This window comes from Geodermatophilus sabuli (genome assembly GCF_900215145.1).
Classification (GTDB): Bacteria; Actinomycetota; Actinomycetes; order Mycobacteriales; family Geodermatophilaceae; genus Geodermatophilus; species Geodermatophilus sabuli.
The window spans coordinates 196,477-212,886 of record NZ_OBDO01000010.1 but is presented as its reverse complement, the minus strand read 5'-3'; the positions used below and the strand labels follow the sequence as shown (position 1 = coordinate 212,886).

Below are 16,410 nucleotides of genomic sequence, written 5' to 3'. Positions count from 1 at the left end.
CGACGGGGGAGTGCTCAGCCCGGTGGCGCGGCGCCGGCCGACTGCTGCGCCAGCGCCGGGCGACCACGGGCGGTCCGCTCGCGCAGCTGCCGGACCGCGTCGGGCACCCGCTCCCAGGGCAGGATCGACAGGATCGCCACGCAGTGCGGCAGGAAGATGATCCCCACGCTGGCGAAGACCGCCAGGTGGAAGCCGAGCAGGAACACCACCAGTGCGACCCGGGCGCGGTTGGACCACACGAGCAGCATCAGCGGTGCGGCGAACTCGAGCACGAGCATCGCCCACTGGGCGGCCACTAGCAGACCGGGGACCTCGAGGGTCCAGTCCGACAGCACCGTGCCCCGGCGCACGATGGCCCGGGCCAGCGTCGACCCGGTGGCCCAGTCCCAGCCGCCGAAGCGCATCTTGGCCCAGGCGGCGAGGAAGTAGGTGAGCATGACGGTGACGAACACCGCCGCCATGGCCCAGCCGGCGGCCTCGGAGGTGCGCCGGTCCCGCCACCGCACCCGTCCGATGGTGGGCAGCACGGCCAGCGCGACGAGGTAGGCGATCCGGTCGTGATCCACCTTCCCGTAGCTCATGGCGATGACCATCCACTCGGAGTAGAGGAGGAACACCGCGGTGCCGAGGAGGCGGGGCGCCCGGCCGGTGGCCGCCAGCAGCGCCGCCACCACCAGGGCCCACTGGACGACGTGCACCACGGTGGACGTCGGTGTGGGCAGCGGCAGGAGCCGGCCGATGGTGAGGGGCTGGTAGTACTCGGTCGGGACGCCGGCGTGCGCCCGTACCCACGCCGTGGTCAGGAAGACGTCGACCGGGACGAACAGGTAGGCGATGGTCCGGAAGACCGCGATCCGGGCCAGCGGGACCGGCCGGAACCACCAGCCGGAGGCCCGTCCGGGTGCCTCGCCGGTCGAGGAGCGGGTCCGCTCGGGCCGGGCTCCGGTCGACGGCGTGCGGCTCACGGAGCGCCCTCCAGCTCCTGGGCCACGAGGACGCTGTCGGTGGCCTCACCGGTCTGCCGGCCGTCCACGAGCTCGTACCGGCGCTGCACGACCTGCACCTCCACGAGCGGTTCGGCGGCGGGGTGGTGGTCGGCGTAGGTCTCGGCGAGCAGGGTCAGCAGCTCCGGCTGGTCCACCAGGCGGGGCAGTTGCCCCTCGAACTCCGCGCGGCGCAGGCCGACCTCCCCGCCGGAGAGGCGGACCTCCGCGCCGTCGGCGGTCAGACCGACCACGCGGGTGGAGACCACCGGGCGGTCGGGGTCGGCCCGCGTCGAGTACATGCGGAACGGGCCGAACGGGAAGTCCGAGTCGGTGCCCCACAGGGTGCCGCCGAGCAGCACCGCCAGGACGACGGCCGTAGCGGCCAGCCGGGCGGCCCGGCCGGTGGGGGAGAGGTGCGCGACGCCGGCCTCCCCGGGTTCACGAACGGGGAGAACCGGTGGCACCGGGGCATCGTAGGATCGGCGCCCGTCCAGATGGGGCACCGACGCCGCGTGGTGGGCAACTGGCCCGCCGGGTCGTGTGGGCTCGCCCGCCGGTCGTCCGCGCCCCGCCGTCAGCGTCGACACCGGGAGCCAGCAGATGCAGTTCGGTCGGTACTACGAGGAGTTCGAGGTCGGGGCCGTCTACAAGCACTGGCCCGGCAAGACCGTCACCGAGTACGACGACCACCTGTTCTGCCTCCTCACGATGAACCACCACCCGCTGCACCTGGACTCCCATTACGCGGCGGAGACCACCGACTTCGGCAGGAACGTCGTCGTCGGCAACTACATCTACTCATTGCTGCTGGGTATGAGCGTCCCGGACGTCTCGGGCAAGGCGATCGCCAACCTCGAGGTCGAGTCGCTGCGGCACGTGGCGCCGACCTTCCACGGCGACACGATCTACGGCGAGACGACGGTGCTGGACAAGACCGAGTCGAAGTCGAAGGACGACCGTGGCGTCGTGCACGTCGAGACCATCGGGTACAAGCAGGACGGCACCGTGGTCTGTGTCTTCCGGCGCAAGGTCATGGTGCCCAAGCGGTCCTACGGCGAGGCCCGGGGCGGCGAGCAGCCCGGTCGCCCCGGACCGCTGCCCCGCTGACCACGGGTCGCTGCGCTCAGGCCGGGAGCACGCCCCAGCCGCGCAGGGTCTCGAGCAGGCGCGGGGTGCAGGCCAGGCGCTCCAGGTCGGCCGCGGTGACGAAGGCCACCGCGTCCGCGTCGTCCCCGGCCACGGGGACGGCGTCCGGGTCCAGCAGGGTGCAGGCGAGGTCGACGACGTCGTAGACGACGCCGGGCCCCGGGACCTCGATCCGGCCGACCGGAGCCCCGGCCCGCACCCGCAGGCCGGTCTCCTCGAGGACCTCCCGCTGCACCGCGGCCTCGAGGGACTCGCCGGGCTCGACCCGTCCGCCGGGCACCGACCACAGGCCGCGGCCGGGCTCGTGACCGCGGCGGATCAGCAGCAACCGGCCCCGCGGGTCGTGCACCACCGCGCCTACGCAGGCGACCACCGGTGTCGTCGGCCGGGCGGCGGGGTCGGGCGGCATGCCCGGCACGGTACGCAGCTCAGAGCCGGCAGCCGGGCGCTGCGCTTGACGAACCCCTCCGGTCACAGGACGGTGATGCCCGATGACTGCCACCACGGTCTGTCCCCGCTGCGGCGAACGCCTGGTCGTCCGCCCGGGGAACTCCGGTCAGGCCTGGTGCCACGTGCACGGTGCGGTGACGCCGCTGCACCACACGCTGCTGATCGCGCACGACGCGATCTCGGCCGTCACCGCCGACGCCCGCGTGCCGGCGTGGGTGCCGGACCCCATGCCGACGGGCTGGTCGGTCACCGGCCTGGCCTGGGGTGGGGAACCGGGGGCCCGCGCGATCGTCGTCGACTGCGCCGGGCCGGCGCCGCTGGGCGGGTCGGCGGAGCTGGTGCTCGTGGCCGAGGAGCCGGGCACCGGGGTGGGTTGCGGCTATGCCGGGCTGCCCGGCCTCGACCCGGGCGACGTCATCTCCGGGCCGTCCTCCGCCGACGTCGAGGCCGCCGGGCAGCGGGCGCCGCTGTGGGCGGTGCCGACCTCCGACGACCGTGCCGCCTTCGTGGGGGAGGCGTACGGCGTGTGGTTGTGGCTGGTCATGTGGCCGATGTCGGCGGCCTGGCTGCTCGCCGAGCAGCTCACCCTGCTCGACCTCCGGGAGCGGCTCTACCCGGACCTGCCCCTGGGACCACCGAGCGAGCACCTCCTGCCGGGGACGTGACGGAACGGACCGGATCGGCCTGCAACCCCGGCGGCGTGTCCCGGGAGGGACCCCTGGGACCTGTGTTACCCATGGTGCTCGCCGTGGGGACCCCTGTCCCCTCGGCCCGACACGCACTCGCGGAGGTGGTGGTGACCCTGAAGAAGGTCCTCACCTGGCTGGTCGTCGCCTTCGTGATCTTCTACATCATCCAGGCGCCGGAGAGCTCCGCCGAGATCGTCCGGACGGTCGGAGAGGCTCTCGGCGACGCGGCGTCGTCCTTCGCGGCCTTCGTCGGGTCGCTGGTCTAGCCGCGCGCCGTGTCCGGCCCGGCAGGTCCCCGGCCACCGTCCGACGGCCGGCGGCCACGGTGGAGCAAGGACGCCGAGAAGTACCTGCTGCCGCTCGAGCAGCCGCCGGTCATCGCCACCCGCCGGCACTGGGCGGTGCTGATCGGACCGGGGCTGAAGTCCCTCCCGTTCCTCGCCCTGGGCCTGTGGCTCCTGCTGCTCGACCGGGACAACCGGGTCTCCACGACTGCCGGCTTCCTCGTGCTCGTGGGTGTCGTGGTGTACCTGGGCCTGCGGATCGGGGAGTGGTGGAAGCGGCACTTCATCGTCACCAACCGTCGCGTGCTGCTGACCAGCGGCCTGGTCGTGCGCACGGTCGCCCTGCTGCCGCTGCGCCGCATCACCGACCTGACGTACAAGGAGACGCTGTTCGGCCAGCTGCTCGGGTACGGCACCTTCCGATTCGAGTCCGCCGGCCAGCAACAGGCGCTGTCGGAGATCACCTACCTGCCTCGCGCCGACCTCCTCTACCGCAAGGTCAGCGACCTGCTGTTCGGTAGCAACGGCGCGGACTCCGGGGACGACGAGGGCAACGCCGAGCCACGTCGGCGCTCCCGGCTGCGTCCGGGGTCCGCGGGCGGACGACGGGACACCCAGCCGATCCAGCGGCGTCCGCGGGCCCCACGGGTGGCCGGACGCCGACGCTGAGCGCGGGGCCTCCCGGCGGGAACGGCCCCGGTACGGCAGGCTGGCCGGTGATGCGGATCGACCTCCACACCCACTCGTCGGTCTCCGATGGCACCCAGACCCCCGCTGAGCTGCTCGCCACGGCCTCCGCCGCCGGCCTCGACGTCGTCGCGCTCACCGACCACGACACCACCGGCGGGTGGGCGGAGGCGGAGGCGGCGCGACCCGGGGGGCTGACCGTCGTCCCGGGCATGGAGCTGTCCTGCCGCTGGTTCCCGGCCGGCGCGCCGCCGATCAGCGTGCACCTGCTGGCCTACCTGTTCGACCCCGCGCACCCGGGGCTGGCCGAGGAGCGCGCGCGGCTGCGCACGGAGCGGCTCGGCCGGGGAGAGCGCATCGTGACCGCCCTCGCCGAGGCCGGCTACCCGGTGGCGTGGGCGGAGATCGTGGAGCGGTCGGCCGGCGGCGTGGTCGGCCGGCCGCACGTCGCGCGGGCCCTCGTCGAGGCGGGCGTGGTCGAGTCCGTCGACCACGCCTTCGCCAGCCTGTTGCACCACCGCAGCCCCTACTACGTCGCCAAGGCCGACACCGACGTGCTGGACGGCATCGCGCTGATCCGGGCCGCCGGCGGTGTGCCGGTCTTCGCGCACGGCCTGGCCACCAAGCGCGGCCGGGTGGTCGGTGACGAGGCGATCGCGGCGATGGTCGCCGCCGGACTGCTCGGCCTGGAGGTCGACCACCCCGACCACGACCCGGAGGAGCGAGCGCACCTGCGCGGGCTGGCCGACGACCTCGGCCTGCTGGTGACCGGTTCCAGCGACTACCACGGCGCCAACAAGGCGACGCCGATCGCGGCCTGCACCACCGCGCCCGACCAGTGGGAGGCACTCCTCGCCGCCGGCACGGGCGCCGCGCCGTACCGCGACTGACGCGGGACCGTCGGTCCGCGCGGTTAGCGTGGCGGACATGGGGAGCGCGCAGCTGGAGATGCCCGGCATGCCGCGGCGGCTGTTCCCGGCCACGCCGAGCAAGCTGGCCGCGTTCGCCGACTGCCCGCGCCGGTACCGGCACGGGTACGTCGACCGGCCGACCCCGCCCAAGGGGCCGGCGTGGGCGCACAACAGCGTCGGGTCGGGGGTGCACGCCGCGCTGCGTTCCTGGTGGGAGCTGCCGGTGCCCAAGCGGACGCCCGCGGCGGCCCGGCAACTGCTCTACTCGGTCTGGTCGTCGGCCGGCTTCCGCGACGCCGAGCAGGCCGACCGGTGGCGGGCCCGCGCGGCCGGCTGGCTCACCGACTACGTGGCCGGGCTCGACCCCACCGACGAGCCGGTCGGCACCGAGCGCCAGGTGGCCGCCACCACCGAGCGCCTGGCCCTGTCGGGCCGGGTGGACCGCATCGACCAGCGCGGCGACGAACTGGTGGTCGTGGACTACAAGACGGGCCGGGCGGTCTGTACCGACGACGAGGCCCGCGGGTCACCCGCCCTGGCCGCCTACGTGCTCGGGGTGCGGCGCACGCTGCGCCGGCCCTGCAACCGCGTGGAGCTGCACCACCTGCCCAGCGGGACGGTGGCCGCCTTCGAGCACACCGACCGGTCGCTGGCCAACCACGTCCGCCGCGCCGAGGACATCGCCGCCGACATCGCCACGGCCACCGCCGCGGTCGACGCCGGGGAGGACCCGGACGTCGCCTTCCCGGCGGTGCCCGGGCGGCAGTGCAGCTGGTGCGACTTCCGGCCCAGCTGCCCCACCGGCCAGGCGGCGACCCCGCCGCGGGAGACGTGGAGCTTCCTCCCCGAGGACGACGCGCCCGCACCCTGACGGCCCGCGCCCGCGAGGCTCAGGCGGAGACGGGGACCGCCTGCCCGACCCGCGCCATGCCGGCCCACACGATCGGGGAGCGCCGGGCCCGTTGCGGCAGCCGCAGCATCGCCTGCCGGTACGCGCGCAGTCCCGCCGTCGCCGCCGCATCGGTCACCCCGAACCCCGGCAGCGAGTACATCCTCCGGGCCCACTGCGGCAGCGTGGCAACCGCCAGCGTCGCCAGCGTGCCCCACGCCGGTCGTGCCGGGGTCAGCCACCGCACCCACGCCGGCATCGGCGGCGTCACCACCAGCCGCAGCGCGTCGCGGGCCGCCGGCGTCAGCGCCAGCGACGGGCGCACGCCGTCGAGGTAGTGGCGCAGCTCCGCGACGGTCCGCGGGACGTCGGCCTCGGAACACCCGACGAGGACGGCCGCGGTCACCTGCTCGGCGACGTAGCGGTCGGCGTCGGCGATCCGCACCACCCCGCCGCGCAGGCCGACGTCGAGCAGCGAGTCGACCTCGCAGCAGTGCACCCACAACAGCAGGTCCGGGTCGTCCACGCGGTAGGCGCGACCGCTGGTCGGCTCCACGCCGGCCAGTCGCCGGTGGAGGCCACGCACCCGCCGCACGGCGCGCACCGCCTCCCGGCGCGTCCCGAAGGTCAGGGTGTCGACGTAGGCGGCGGTGCGCACCAGCCGCGGCCACGGGTCGCTGCGGAACCCCTCCGAGAAGGTGGCGACGCCGTCCATCGCGACGGGGTGCAGGGCCTGCAGCAGCAGGGCGCGCAGGCCACCGACGGAGAAGACGGGGTCGGCGTGCACCCGCCAGGTGACGCTGTCGGGGCCGAAGAACCCGAGCAGGTCCTCCTCGGGCGTCCAGTCGCGCACGGAGGCGGTCACAACGACACCGAGGCCCCTCGGCTCCCGTCGGCGCGGGCGGCGACCGCGGCCCAGAACTCCTGCAGCACCTCCAGCGTCCGCGCGGGGTTCTCGATGGCGGGGGAGTGGATCGACCCGGGGATCACCTCGTACCGGGCACCCAGCCGCCGCGCCATGTCCGCCTGCGCGGCCGGGGTCCACGCATCGTCGGCGACGCCGTGCGCGACCAGGACCGGGACACCGCTGCCGGCGAGCTCGGCGACCCGGTCCGGTTCGGTGGTCATCGCGTCGGCCATGCCCCGCAGACCCGCGGCGCTGTTGGCCAGGAACCGGCGGTCGAGGAACGCGCGGGTGGGTGCCGGCACCTCCTGCGCCTTCGGATCGGTCATCGCCAGATGCTCCAGCGTCTGCTGCACCAGCGGCACCCCACCGGCGTCCAGCAGCGGGGAGAGGTGGTCGAGCAGCTCGGCGCGCGGCCCCACCAGCCGCGACGGTCCGGAGCCGAGCAGGGTCAGGGAGGCGAAGACCGTCCGGTCGGCGAGGACGGCCGCCCGGCTGACCAGCCCGCCGAAGCTGTGCCCCAGCAGGTGCACCGGGCGGTCGCTCCCGATACGCAGCTCCCGCCCGACGGCGACCAGGTCGGCCGCGAGCTCCGCGACGGTGTAGCGGGCGGGGTCGTCCGGCCCGGGCGACTCGAACTGACCCCGCTGGTCCAGCGCGACGACCCGGTGGCCGGCGGCGCACAGCGGCCGCAGCAGCGGCGCGAAGTCCTCCTTGCTGCCCGTGTAGCCGGCGACCATGAGGACGGTCCCGCGCTCGCCGTCCCCTCCGGTGTCGAGGGCGGTGAGCGGCCCGGCTCCGCCGGTGAAGGTGCGGTGCCGCGCGTCGTGCTCGGCCAGCTGCCGCAGGTCGTCGGGGGCGATGGCGAAGGGGGCGCTGGAGTCGGGGCCGCCGGGCATGACCATGGCCCCAGTCAACCCCGGCCCGGACCGGCGTGTCGCCCTGGGTCAGCGGAAGGCGATCACACGGTCCGGCAGCTGCAGGACCACCACGGGCCCGATCACGGTGGTCAGCCCTCCCCCTCGCAGCCCGGCCACGTCCGAGCGGCCCAGCTCCGTGCCGGTGGCCAGATCGCGGACGACGACGGCGCCGTGATCCGCGACGGGCACCGCGGTCCCGGGCGCGGCCGCCCCCGTCGGCAGCCCGGTCGCCGGAGTCTCCCAGCGCGGCTCGCCGGTCTCCTGGTCGAGGGCGGTGAGCGTGCCGCCGGCCAGCACGAGGACGGCGTCCCCGACCCCCTGGGCCAGCACCGTCCCCTCGGCCGCGTCGCGCACCGGCGCGCCAAGCGGGGTGCCGTCGGCAGCGGCGTACAGGTGCACGCCGTCGTCCTCCGCGACGACGACCGCCCGGTCCACCCCGGCCAGCGTTGCGGTCTCCCCGGCCAGGTCACGGGTCCACGTGGCGCTGCCCGCGTACCCGTCGAACAGGCGCAGCTGCAGTGCGTCCGCGCACCGCTGCACGACGACGACCCCGGCCGCTCCGACGTCGGCGTCGAGCAGCCGGCAGTCCTCGGTCGGGGCCTGCCGCCAGCGGGTGTTGTCGCCGACCGGGTCGAGGGTGACGACGCCGGTGGGGCTCGAGGCCAGCACGATCCCGTCGGTGCCGTGCAGGGTCATGTCCGCACGCAGGTCCACGTTGCGAGTCCAGGCGCGCACCCCGGTGTCCGCGACCAGGGCCACCGCCTCGTCGCAGCGGTCCTCGGTGCGGAAGGCGGCGACCACCCGGCCGCTGGCGAGCGTCCAGTCGCACAGGACGGCGTTGGCGCGGTGGTAGCGCCAGGCCTCCTCGCCGGTGCCGGCGTCGAGCGCCCGCACCCCGTGCTCGTCGCCGACCACCACCCGGCCGCCGTGCACGGACACCCGCGCGGCGCCGTCCGCGGTCGTCGTCGCGGAGGTCCAGGCGGCGGAGACGGCGCCGGCCGGCGTCCCCGGGGGGACGCCGGCCGGTCCAGCCGTGGTGCTCTCGGTGGCCGCCGCGTCGGAACCCCGCCACAGCAGGGCGGCCACGACGACGAGCGCCAGCGTGGCCGCCGTCCACAGCCACACCCGCAACGGCGGACGCCGGCCGGCCCCCTTGCAGGGTCCCGCCGCGAGCCTGCGAGCGGTGGGGGGCAAGGGGGTCCTCTCTCAGGCGGCGGGCTCGGCGGAGCCGCGGTTGGCGCCGCCACGGCGACGCCGGCGACGGCGCGGCGCGGCCGCTGCGTCGGAGGCGCCGGCCTCACCGGCCGGGGCGTCGGTCGCCGCGGGCGTCTCGCCCCCAACGGTGGCGGCACCGCCACTGCGGGTGCGGCGGCGCGGACGGCCCGAGCGGGTCGCGGCCGGCCTCGGCTCGTCCGCGCGCGCCGGCCCGGAGCCGCCGGAGCGGGTGCGCTTGCCGGTCTCGCCGAGGTCCTCGAGGGTCTCGGCACCCAGGCCCTCGCGGGTCCGCTGCGCCCGGGGCAGCCGGCCCGAGGAACCCTCGGGCACGTCGAGGTCGGTGTAGACCCACGGGGACGTGGAGTAGGTCTCCGGCGGGTCGGTGAAGTCGAGGTCCAGCGCCTTGTTGATCAACTGCCAGCGCGGGATGTCGTCCCAGTCGACGAGCGTGACGGCGACACCGGTCTGGCCGGCGCGGCCGGTGCGGCCGATCCGGTGCACGTAGGTCTTCTCGTCCTCGGGGCACTGGTAGTTCACGACGTGGCTGACGCCGGTCACGTCGATGCCGCGCGCGGCGACGTCGGTGGCGACGAGGACGTCGACCTTGCCGCTCCGGAAGGCCCGCAGGGCCTGCTCGCGGGCGCCCTGGCCGAGGTCGCCGTGCACGGCCGCGGCGGCGAAGCCGCGCTCCACCAGCTCGTCGGCGACCTTCTGCGCGGTGCGCTTGGTCCGGCAGAAGACCATGACCAGACCGCGGCCGCGGGCCTGCAGCACGCGGGCCAGCAGCTCGGGCTTGTCGAGGTTGTGCGCCCGGTAGATGAACTGGGTCGTCTGCGGGACGGTCGAGCCCTCGTCGTTGCCGTGGGCGCGGATGTGCGTCGGCTGGGTCATGAACTGGCGGGCCAGGTTCACGATCGGGCCGGGCATCGTCGCGGAGAACAGCATCGTCTGCCGCTTGTCCGGGACCATCCCGAGGATCCGCTCGATGTCGGGCAGGAAGCCGAGGTCGAGCATCTCGTCGGCCTCGTCCAGGACCAGGACGCGGACCTTGCCGAGGATCAGGTGGCCCTGCTGCGCGAGGTCCAGCAGCCGGCCGGGGGTGCCGACGACGACCTCGACGCCGGCCTGCAGCGCCTGGACCTGGGGCTCGTAGGCGCGCCCGCCGTAGATGGCCTGCACGCGGATGCCACGCTTGGCGCCGGCGGTGCCGAGGTCGCGTGCGACCTGCACGCACAGCTCACGGGTGGGGACGACGACCAGCGCCTGCGGGACGCCGTCGCCGCCCTCGGCCGCCGGGACGACGCGCTGCAGCATCGGGACGCCGAAGCCGAGGGTCTTGCCGGTGCCGGTGCGCGCCTGACCGATGAGGTCGTTGCCCGCCAGCGCGAGCGGGAGGGTCAGCTCCTGGATGGCGAACGTGCGGGTGATGCCGACCTCGGCCAGCGCCGCGACGACGTCGGGGTGGACGTCGAAGTCGCTGAACAGCGGGGCGTCCTCGGCGACGGGGGCGCCGCCGAGCTCCTCGGCGGCCTGCTCGAGCTGCTCCGGGTCGGGCGCGCCCGTCTCGGCGCGCTCCAGCTCCGGGGCTGCGATGGGGGTGGTGTTGTCGATGGAGGTCAGTGCTCTCGCCTCTGGTCTGCTCGGGGACCGGCTCCGGCGGCGGGGACCCGTCGCGCCACACCTGTCCCGGTCGGTTGTCGCGGGATCAGTTCCAGCGCCGACGCGGCCAGCAGACCGGGCGACGGATCGGCCCGGGAGACAGCCCCAGAGGGCGTCGTCCAGCGGTCGTCAGCGCACAGATACACAAGCGAACCAGATGGCTCGCCGATTCCCATCCTAGCGTGCGCACCGGTTAGCCTCTCCGCGCCGCGCTGCCGGGAGTCCCCGGGTACCCCGTCCGGGGCAGGCGCGTCCCGTGCCGTCGAACCCTGGAGCTGCCCGTGACGTCGGTCGACAAGCGCGCCGTCGTGGACCTGCTGGGCGTGCTCGCCTACGCGGAGCTGACGGCGTTCGACCGGCTGGCCGAGGACGCCCGGCTGGCGCCCACCCTCGCCGGCCGGGCCGCGCTCGCGCAGATGGCCGCCGCAGAGATCGGCCACCACAGGCGGCTCACCGCCCGTCTCACCGAGCTGGGGGCCGACCCGACCACGGCGATGACGCCGTTCGTCGCGGCGCTGGACGCCTTCCACGAGAGCACCCGTCCGCGGACCTGGCTGGAGGGACTGGTGAAGGCCTACGTCGGGGACGGGCTGGCCGCGGACTTCTACCGCGAGATCGCGACGTTCCTGCCCGATCCGGACCGGGCGCTCATCCTCGACGTGCTCGCCGACACCGGTCACGCCGACTTCGCCGTCCGCGAGGTCCGCGCGGCGATCGCCGCGCACCGCACCGTCGCCGGCCGGCTGGCGCTGTGGGGACGGCGCCTCGTGGGTGAGGCGATCACGCAGTCCCAGGCGGTCATCGCCGAACGCGACGACCTCGCCCGGCTGATCCTGGCGGGCACCGGGGACCTCGCCGGGCTGGGCCGGCTCATCGACCGGATCACCGCCGCCCACACCGAGCGGATGAAGACCCTCGGGCTGAACCCCTGATGCCGACAGGGCGCCTCCGCGGTGCGGAGACGCCCCGTCGGACGCGCTGGGGGAACGCCGGTTCAGCTGCCGGCGATGAAGCCCACCCGGCGCTGGTCGGCCTGGGCGATCTCCACGTAGGCGATGCGGTCGACGGGCACGAGCACCCTGCGGCCACGGTCGTCGACCAGCGTCAGCAGGCCGTCCTTCGTGGCGCCGGACATGGCCCTGGCCACCTCGGCAGCGATCTCGTCGGGGGTCTGGGGGCTGTCGATGACCAGCTCCCGGGGGGAGTGTTGGACACCGATCTTGACTTCCACGGGGGGATGCCTCCTCGAGTTGCGGGCTGTCCACCACGCTAGTGCAGCCGACGAACCGCCGACCTGCGGCGCAGGTGCGCCGACAGCGAACGCGGCGCACTCAGTGCGCGGGTGCCTCCCCGCCCTCGAGCCGCGGGAAGCGGGAGATGCCGCGCCACGACAGCGCCGTCATCAACGCCACCGCCTCGTCGCGGGACACGGTCCCCTTGCGGTCCAGCCACCACCGGGCGCTGGTCTCGGCCAGCCCGGTCATCCCCGATGCCAGCAGCAGCGAGCGCTCCCGGTCCAGCCCGGTGTCGGCCTCGATCACCTCGGCGATCGCCTCGACGCAGGCGTGGTGGCCGCGGTCGGCCAGCTCCCGGACCTCGTCGTCGTTGCGCAGGTCGGACTCGAACACCAACCGGAAGGCGGCGCCCTCGTCGTTGATGAAGTCGAAGTAGGCGCCGACCGCGCCGTCGACCCGGGTGCGGTTGTCGTCGGTGCCGGACATCGCCTGCCGCACGCGCTCGGTGAGCGCCGTGACCTGCTGCTCGAGCAGGGCCAGGTACAGCTCCCGCTTGCCGGGGAAGTGCTGGTAGAGCACGGGCTTGCTGACGCCGGCCCGGTCGGCGATGTCGTCCATCGCCGCGGCGTGGAAACCCTGGGCGACGAACACCTCCTGCGCGGCCTGCAGCAGCTGCAGTCGTCGCGCTCCGCGGGGGAGCCGGGACGAGCGGCGGGCGGTCGAGGCGGCAGGCCGGGGCAGTGACATGGCGTCCGGATGTTACCGGCGGGTCACCGGCTCGCGCGCCGTGGACCAGGCTGACCTACCGTCGGCGGGTGACCCAGGCGCCCGACACCACCACCGCAGCGGTCGGCGTCCGCACCGCCCGGATGTCCAGCGCACCGCTGCCCTCCGTCGCCGACGTGCCGCCGCCGTGGCCCGGGGGGCCGGTGCTCGTGCGCGGCGGTGAGGTCTTCGTGCGCCGCACGCCGTGGACCGGCCCGGCCGACGGCGCCGGGGACGGCGCGGCGCGGGAACGGGCCCTCTACGTCCACGGCCTCGGTGGCGCGTCGACCAACTGGACGGACCTGGCCGCGCTGCTCGCCGTCCGGTTCGACGGGTGGGCGCTCGACCTCCCCGGCTTCGGCCGGTCCCACCCCCGGGCCCGGGGCTCCTACTCCATGCGCGGGCACGTGGCCGCCGTCGTCGACGTGCTCGAGCGGATCGTCGCCGAGCCGGGCGAGGCGGCCGGACGGCCGGTGCACCTCGTGGGCAACTCGCTCGGCGGCCTCGCGGCGCTGGTCGTCAGCGCCCGCCGGCCCGACCTGGTCGCCTCCCTCACGCTGATCTCCCCGGCGATGCCGGTCTACCGGGTGCCGCCGGCGTTCAGCCGGACCCTGATGCTCCTGCTGCTCCCGGGGGTCCCGACGATCGCCGACCGCCGGATGGCCGCCGTTCCGCCGGAGCAGCAGGTGCGGGGCATGGTGCAGATGTGCTTCGGCGACCCGCGCCGGATCCCGCGGGCGCGGCTGCAGCAGGCGCTGGAGGAGATGCGGGAACGCGCCGGTCAGCCGTGGGCGGTGCGCGCGCTGACCCGCAGCATGCGCGGGCTGATCACCTCCTACCTGCGGGTGGGCCCGGCCAACGCGTGGCGCGCCGCCCACTCCCTGCGCCCGCCGACGCTCGTCGTCTGGGGCGACCGTGACCGCCTCGTCGACCCGGCGCTCGCACCGCGGCTGACCGCGGCCGTCCCCGACGGTCGGCTGCTGCTCCTGGAGGGCGTCGGGCACGTGGCGATGATGGAGGCCCCGGAGCCGACGGCGCGGGCGGTCCTTGCCCTGGCGGAGGACGTCGCGGCCACCTCCGCCCGAGAGCCGCTGGCGGACTGACGGGACGTCCCGGGCGCGCGTCGGTCCGGCACACGCCGTCCCCGGCGAGGTCTGCCGCGGTACCCACGGGCCGTGAGAACCTGGCCGGGTGAGCCCCGCGGACGCACCTCCCGGCCGCGGGCCGGGCGGGCGCCCACGACCGCACCCGCCGGTCTCCGGGGCCCGGCGTCGCCCTCCCGGGACCGATGCCGCGCACCGCGGCCTGCCCCGGGTGCCGCCCAGCACCCTGCGCGCCGCCCCGAGCGCCGTCCCCCGGTCGCCCCGCGGCGCCGAGCATGCCGGGTCGTCCCGTGGGGGCGAGGAGGCCCGGACGCTCCGCGACGCCCCCGGGCCCCGGATCGCCCGCCCGCTGCCGCCTGGACGGGACCTGGGGGATCGGCCGCCGGCGCGCCACCCCCACGGGCGGGTGCGCCGCTTCGTGACCCGCTGGGGCTGGCGGGCCTACGCCATCCCGATCCTCGCCGTCGCCACCGTCATCACGCTGGCCGACCTGTTCCTCGGCGGGACGACGACCGCGCGCACCGACGCCGGGACCGCGGCGTCGGACACCCCGGCCACGGCCGCGCCCGGGCCGACCGGCGGCCCGGAGTCCACCGCGCCGCCGGCGCCGGCCCAGGGCGACGCCGACCCCACCGAGACCGCGTCGGCGCCGCCGGAGTCGGCCGGCTTCGTCCAGCAGGGCGCGGGCACGGTCACCGTCGTCGACGGGACCTCCCCGGTGTACGGCACCGGACCGCTGCAGCGGTTCGTCGTCGAGGTGGAGGACGGCATCGGGATCGACGGCGCCGAGTTCGCGGCCGCCGTCGAGAGCACGCTCGGTGACCCGCGTTCGTGGGGCAACGGTGGGCGGATGTCCTTCCAGCGGGTCGGGCCGGGAGAGGCCGCCGCCGGCGCCTTCGACTTCAAGGTGACCCTCATCAGCCCCGGGAACATGGAGGCCTACTGCCCCGGGGTGGGCACCGGTGGCTACACCTCCTGCCGCTACGGCGACCGCGCGGTCATCAACCTCGCCCGCTGGGAGACCGCCGTCCCGGACTACCAGGGTGACGTGGCCACCTACCGGCTGTACGTCGTCAACCACGAGGTCGGCCACGCCCTCGGCAACGGGCACCAGCAGTGCACAGGACCCGGCCGGCCCGCGCCGGTCATGCAGCAGCAGACCCTCGGCCTGGACGGCTGCACCAAGAACGCCTGGCCCCACCCCTGACACCGCGGTGCGCCGGACCGCGCCCCCGGGTGGGATTAGCAGCGCGTGTCAGGCTGTTGTCCCGACGAACGCCGGCCCCCGCGGGGCCGCTGTCGAGTGACTGAGGAGCAACCCGTGTCCCTGCCACCCCTGGTGGAGCCCGCCGCCGACCTGTCGATCGACGAGGTCCGCCGGTACAGCCGGCACCTGATCATCCCGGACGTCGGCATGGACGGACAGAAGCGGCTGAAGAACGCCAAGGTGCTGGCCGTCGGCGCCGGTGGCCTCGGCTCGCCCGTGCTGATGTACCTGGCCGCGGCCGGTGTCGGCACCCTGGGCATCGTCGAGTTCGACGTCGTCGACGAGTCCAACCTGCAGCGGCAGATCATCCACGGGCAGTCCGACGTGGGCCGCTCCAAGGCCGAGAGCGCCCGGGACTCCATCAAGGAGATCAACCCGCTGATCGACGTCCGGCTGCACGAGACGCGGCTGGACAGCGACAACGTGATGGAGATCTTCAGCCAGTACGACCTCATCGTCGACGGCACCGACAACTTCGCCACGCGCTACCTGGTCAACGACGCCTGCGTGCTGCTGGGCAAGCCGTACGTGTGGGGCTCGATCTACCGCTTCGACGGCCAGGTCTCGGTCTTCTGGAACGAGCACGGCCCGAACTACCGCGACCTCTACCCGGTGCCGCCGCCGCCCGGCATGGTCCCCAGCTGCGCCGAGGGCGGCGTGCTCGGCGTGCTGTGCGCGACCATCGGCGCCATCCAGGCCACCGAGGCGGTCAAGCTCATCACCGGGATCGGCGAGACGCTGCTCGGCCGGCTCATGGTCTACGACGCCCTGGAGATGACCTTCCGCACCATCAAGGTGCGCAAGGACCCGGAGGGCGAGCCGATCACCGGCCTCATCGACTACGAGACCTTCTGCGGTGTCGTCTCCGTCGAGGCCCAGGAGGCGGCCGCCGGCTCGACCATCACCGTCGACGAGCTCAAGGACATGATGGACGCCGGCAAGGACTTCGAACTGATCGACGTCCGTGAGCCCAACGAGTACGAGATCGTCTCGATCCCGGGCGCGAAGCTGATCCCCAAGGACGAGATCCTCTCCGGCCGGGCGCTGTCGCAGCTGCCGCAGGACAAGCCGATCGTGCTGCACTGCAAGACCGGCGTCCGCTCGGCCGAGGTGCTCGCCGCCATCAAGAACGCCGGCTTCGCCGACGCCGTCCACGTGCAGGGTGGCGTGACGGCGTGGGCCACGCGCATCGACAAGGCGCTGCCCACCTACTGAGGGCACCCCGTCCTCCCGCCTCCGCGAGCTCGGGGCGGGGCCCCGGACGGGGGCCGTTCCAGTGCGTCATGAGGGCCCGGATCGC

General features: G+C 74.9%; 19 protein-coding genes. 10 read left to right on the top strand and 9 right to left on the bottom strand.

Going from position 1 to position 16,410, the window contains the following annotated elements:
* Positions 1 to 14: 14 nt before the first annotated feature.
* Positions 15 to 965, bottom strand: coding sequence for an MFS transporter permease (locus CRP39_RS21075; protein ID WP_245854010.1), 951 nt, complete (start codon positions 963 to 965; stop codon positions 15 to 17).
* A complete protein-coding gene (locus tag CRP39_RS21070) occupies positions 962 to 1,450 on the bottom strand; it encodes a hypothetical protein (RefSeq protein WP_245854009.1) in 489 nt (162 codons plus the stop codon). The genes CRP39_RS21075 and CRP39_RS21070 overlap by 4 nt, the downstream gene beginning before the upstream one ends.
* Before the next feature lie 136 nt (positions 1,451 to 1,586).
* On the opposite strand from CRP39_RS21070, the gene CRP39_RS21065 reads away from it, so the two are divergent.
* Positions 1,587 to 2,093 (top strand): MaoC family dehydratase, encoded by a 507-nt coding sequence (locus CRP39_RS21065; protein WP_097208418.1) that lies wholly within the window; start codon positions 1,587 to 1,589, stop codon positions 2,091 to 2,093.
* A 16-nt stretch (positions 2,094 to 2,109) separates the two neighbouring features.
* On the opposite strand, the gene CRP39_RS21060 is transcribed toward CRP39_RS21065, so the two are convergent.
* Positions 2,110 to 2,541 carry an NUDIX hydrolase gene (locus CRP39_RS21060; RefSeq protein ID WP_172442547.1) on the bottom strand — a complete coding sequence of 144 codons (432 nt, stop codon included), beginning with the start codon at positions 2,539 to 2,541 and terminating at the stop codon, positions 2,110 to 2,112.
* Between the two features lie 82 nt (positions 2,542 to 2,623).
* On the opposite strand from CRP39_RS21060, the gene CRP39_RS21055 reads away from it, so the two are divergent.
* The 5 genes from CRP39_RS21055 to CRP39_RS21035 all read left to right on the top strand — a co-directional run bounded on the left by CRP39_RS21055 (position 2,624) and on the right by CRP39_RS21035 (position 6,024).
* Positions 2,624 to 3,247 (top strand): DUF6758 family protein, encoded by a 624-nt coding sequence (locus tag CRP39_RS21055; RefSeq protein WP_097208334.1) that lies wholly within the window; start codon positions 2,624 to 2,626, stop codon positions 3,245 to 3,247.
* 131 nt (positions 3,248 to 3,378) lie between these two features.
* The gene (locus tag CRP39_RS27005) at positions 3,379 to 3,537 is read left to right on the top strand and encodes a hypothetical protein (RefSeq protein ID WP_172442546.1); all 159 of its coding nucleotides are present in this window, start codon (positions 3,379 to 3,381) and stop codon (positions 3,535 to 3,537) included.
* A gap of 9 nt (positions 3,538 to 3,546) precedes the next feature.
* Complete coding sequence (locus tag CRP39_RS21045; protein ID WP_097208332.1) at positions 3,547 to 4,224, top strand: PH domain-containing protein; 678 nt, start codon at positions 3,547 to 3,549, stop codon at positions 4,222 to 4,224.
* A gap of 50 nt (positions 4,225 to 4,274) precedes the next feature.
* Complete coding sequence (locus CRP39_RS21040) at positions 4,275 to 5,132, top strand: PHP domain-containing protein (protein WP_097208417.1); 858 nt, start codon at positions 4,275 to 4,277, stop codon at positions 5,130 to 5,132.
* 37 nt (positions 5,133 to 5,169) lie between these two features.
* Positions 5,170 to 6,024 (top strand): RecB family exonuclease, encoded by an 855-nt coding sequence (locus CRP39_RS21035; RefSeq protein WP_097208331.1) that lies wholly within the window; start codon positions 5,170 to 5,172, stop codon positions 6,022 to 6,024.
* A gap of 19 nt (positions 6,025 to 6,043) precedes the next feature.
* On the opposite strand, the gene CRP39_RS21030 is transcribed toward CRP39_RS21035, so the two are convergent.
* From CRP39_RS21030 to CRP39_RS21015, 4 genes are all read right to left on the bottom strand, one after another.
* A complete protein-coding gene (locus tag CRP39_RS21030) occupies positions 6,044 to 6,907 on the bottom strand; it encodes an oxygenase MpaB family protein (RefSeq protein ID WP_097208330.1) in 864 nt (287 codons plus the stop codon).
* Positions 6,904 to 7,851, bottom strand: coding sequence for an alpha/beta fold hydrolase (locus CRP39_RS21025; protein WP_097208329.1), 948 nt, complete (start codon positions 7,849 to 7,851; stop codon positions 6,904 to 6,906). Before CRP39_RS21025 ends, CRP39_RS21030 begins: the two co-directional genes overlap by 4 nt.
* 42 nt (positions 7,852 to 7,893) lie before the next feature.
* Positions 7,894 to 8,991, bottom strand: coding sequence for an outer membrane protein assembly factor BamB family protein (locus tag CRP39_RS21020; RefSeq protein WP_245854022.1), 1,098 nt, complete (start codon positions 8,989 to 8,991; stop codon positions 7,894 to 7,896).
* Positions 8,992 to 9,072: 81 nt separating this feature from the next.
* Complete coding sequence (locus CRP39_RS21015; RefSeq protein ID WP_245854021.1) at positions 9,073 to 10,524, bottom strand: DEAD/DEAH box helicase; 1,452 nt, start codon at positions 10,522 to 10,524, stop codon at positions 9,073 to 9,075.
* A gap of 497 nt (positions 10,525 to 11,021) precedes the next feature.
* Here CRP39_RS21015 and CRP39_RS21010 point away from each other — a divergent pair, with 497 nt between their 5' ends.
* Positions 11,022 to 11,672: a ferritin-like fold-containing protein gene (locus CRP39_RS21010; RefSeq protein WP_172442545.1), complete on the top strand. Its 651-nt coding sequence runs from the start codon at positions 11,022 to 11,024 to the stop codon at positions 11,670 to 11,672.
* 62 nt (positions 11,673 to 11,734) lie between these two features.
* Here the strand turns inward: CRP39_RS21010 and CRP39_RS21005 are convergent, their stop codons facing one another.
* Both CRP39_RS21005 and CRP39_RS21000 read right to left on the bottom strand, forming a co-directional pair.
* Positions 11,735 to 11,971, bottom strand: coding sequence for a DUF3107 domain-containing protein (locus tag CRP39_RS21005; protein ID WP_097208325.1), 237 nt, complete (start codon positions 11,969 to 11,971; stop codon positions 11,735 to 11,737).
* A gap of 100 nt (positions 11,972 to 12,071) precedes the next feature.
* Complete coding sequence (locus tag CRP39_RS21000; RefSeq protein ID WP_097208324.1) at positions 12,072 to 12,722, bottom strand: TetR/AcrR family transcriptional regulator; 651 nt, start codon at positions 12,720 to 12,722, stop codon at positions 12,072 to 12,074.
* A gap of 68 nt (positions 12,723 to 12,790) precedes the next feature.
* Between CRP39_RS21000 and CRP39_RS20995 the strand changes: the two genes are divergently transcribed.
* The 3 genes from CRP39_RS20995 to moeZ all read left to right on the top strand — a co-directional run bounded on the left by CRP39_RS20995 (position 12,791) and on the right by moeZ (position 16,325).
* Positions 12,791 to 13,843: an alpha/beta fold hydrolase gene (locus CRP39_RS20995; protein WP_245854008.1), complete on the top strand. Its 1,053-nt coding sequence runs from the start codon at positions 12,791 to 12,793 to the stop codon at positions 13,841 to 13,843.
* Between the two features lie 406 nt (positions 13,844 to 14,249).
* Positions 14,250 to 15,050 (top strand): DUF3152 domain-containing protein, encoded by an 801-nt coding sequence (locus tag CRP39_RS20990; RefSeq protein ID WP_245854007.1) that lies wholly within the window; start codon positions 14,250 to 14,252, stop codon positions 15,048 to 15,050.
* A gap of 114 nt (positions 15,051 to 15,164) precedes the next feature.
* Positions 15,165 to 16,325, top strand: a complete 1,161-nt coding sequence (gene moeZ, locus CRP39_RS20985; RefSeq protein WP_097208322.1) for an adenylyltransferase/sulfurtransferase MoeZ — start codon at positions 15,165 to 15,167, stop codon at positions 16,323 to 16,325.
* Positions 16,326 to 16,410: the final 85 nt, after the last annotated feature.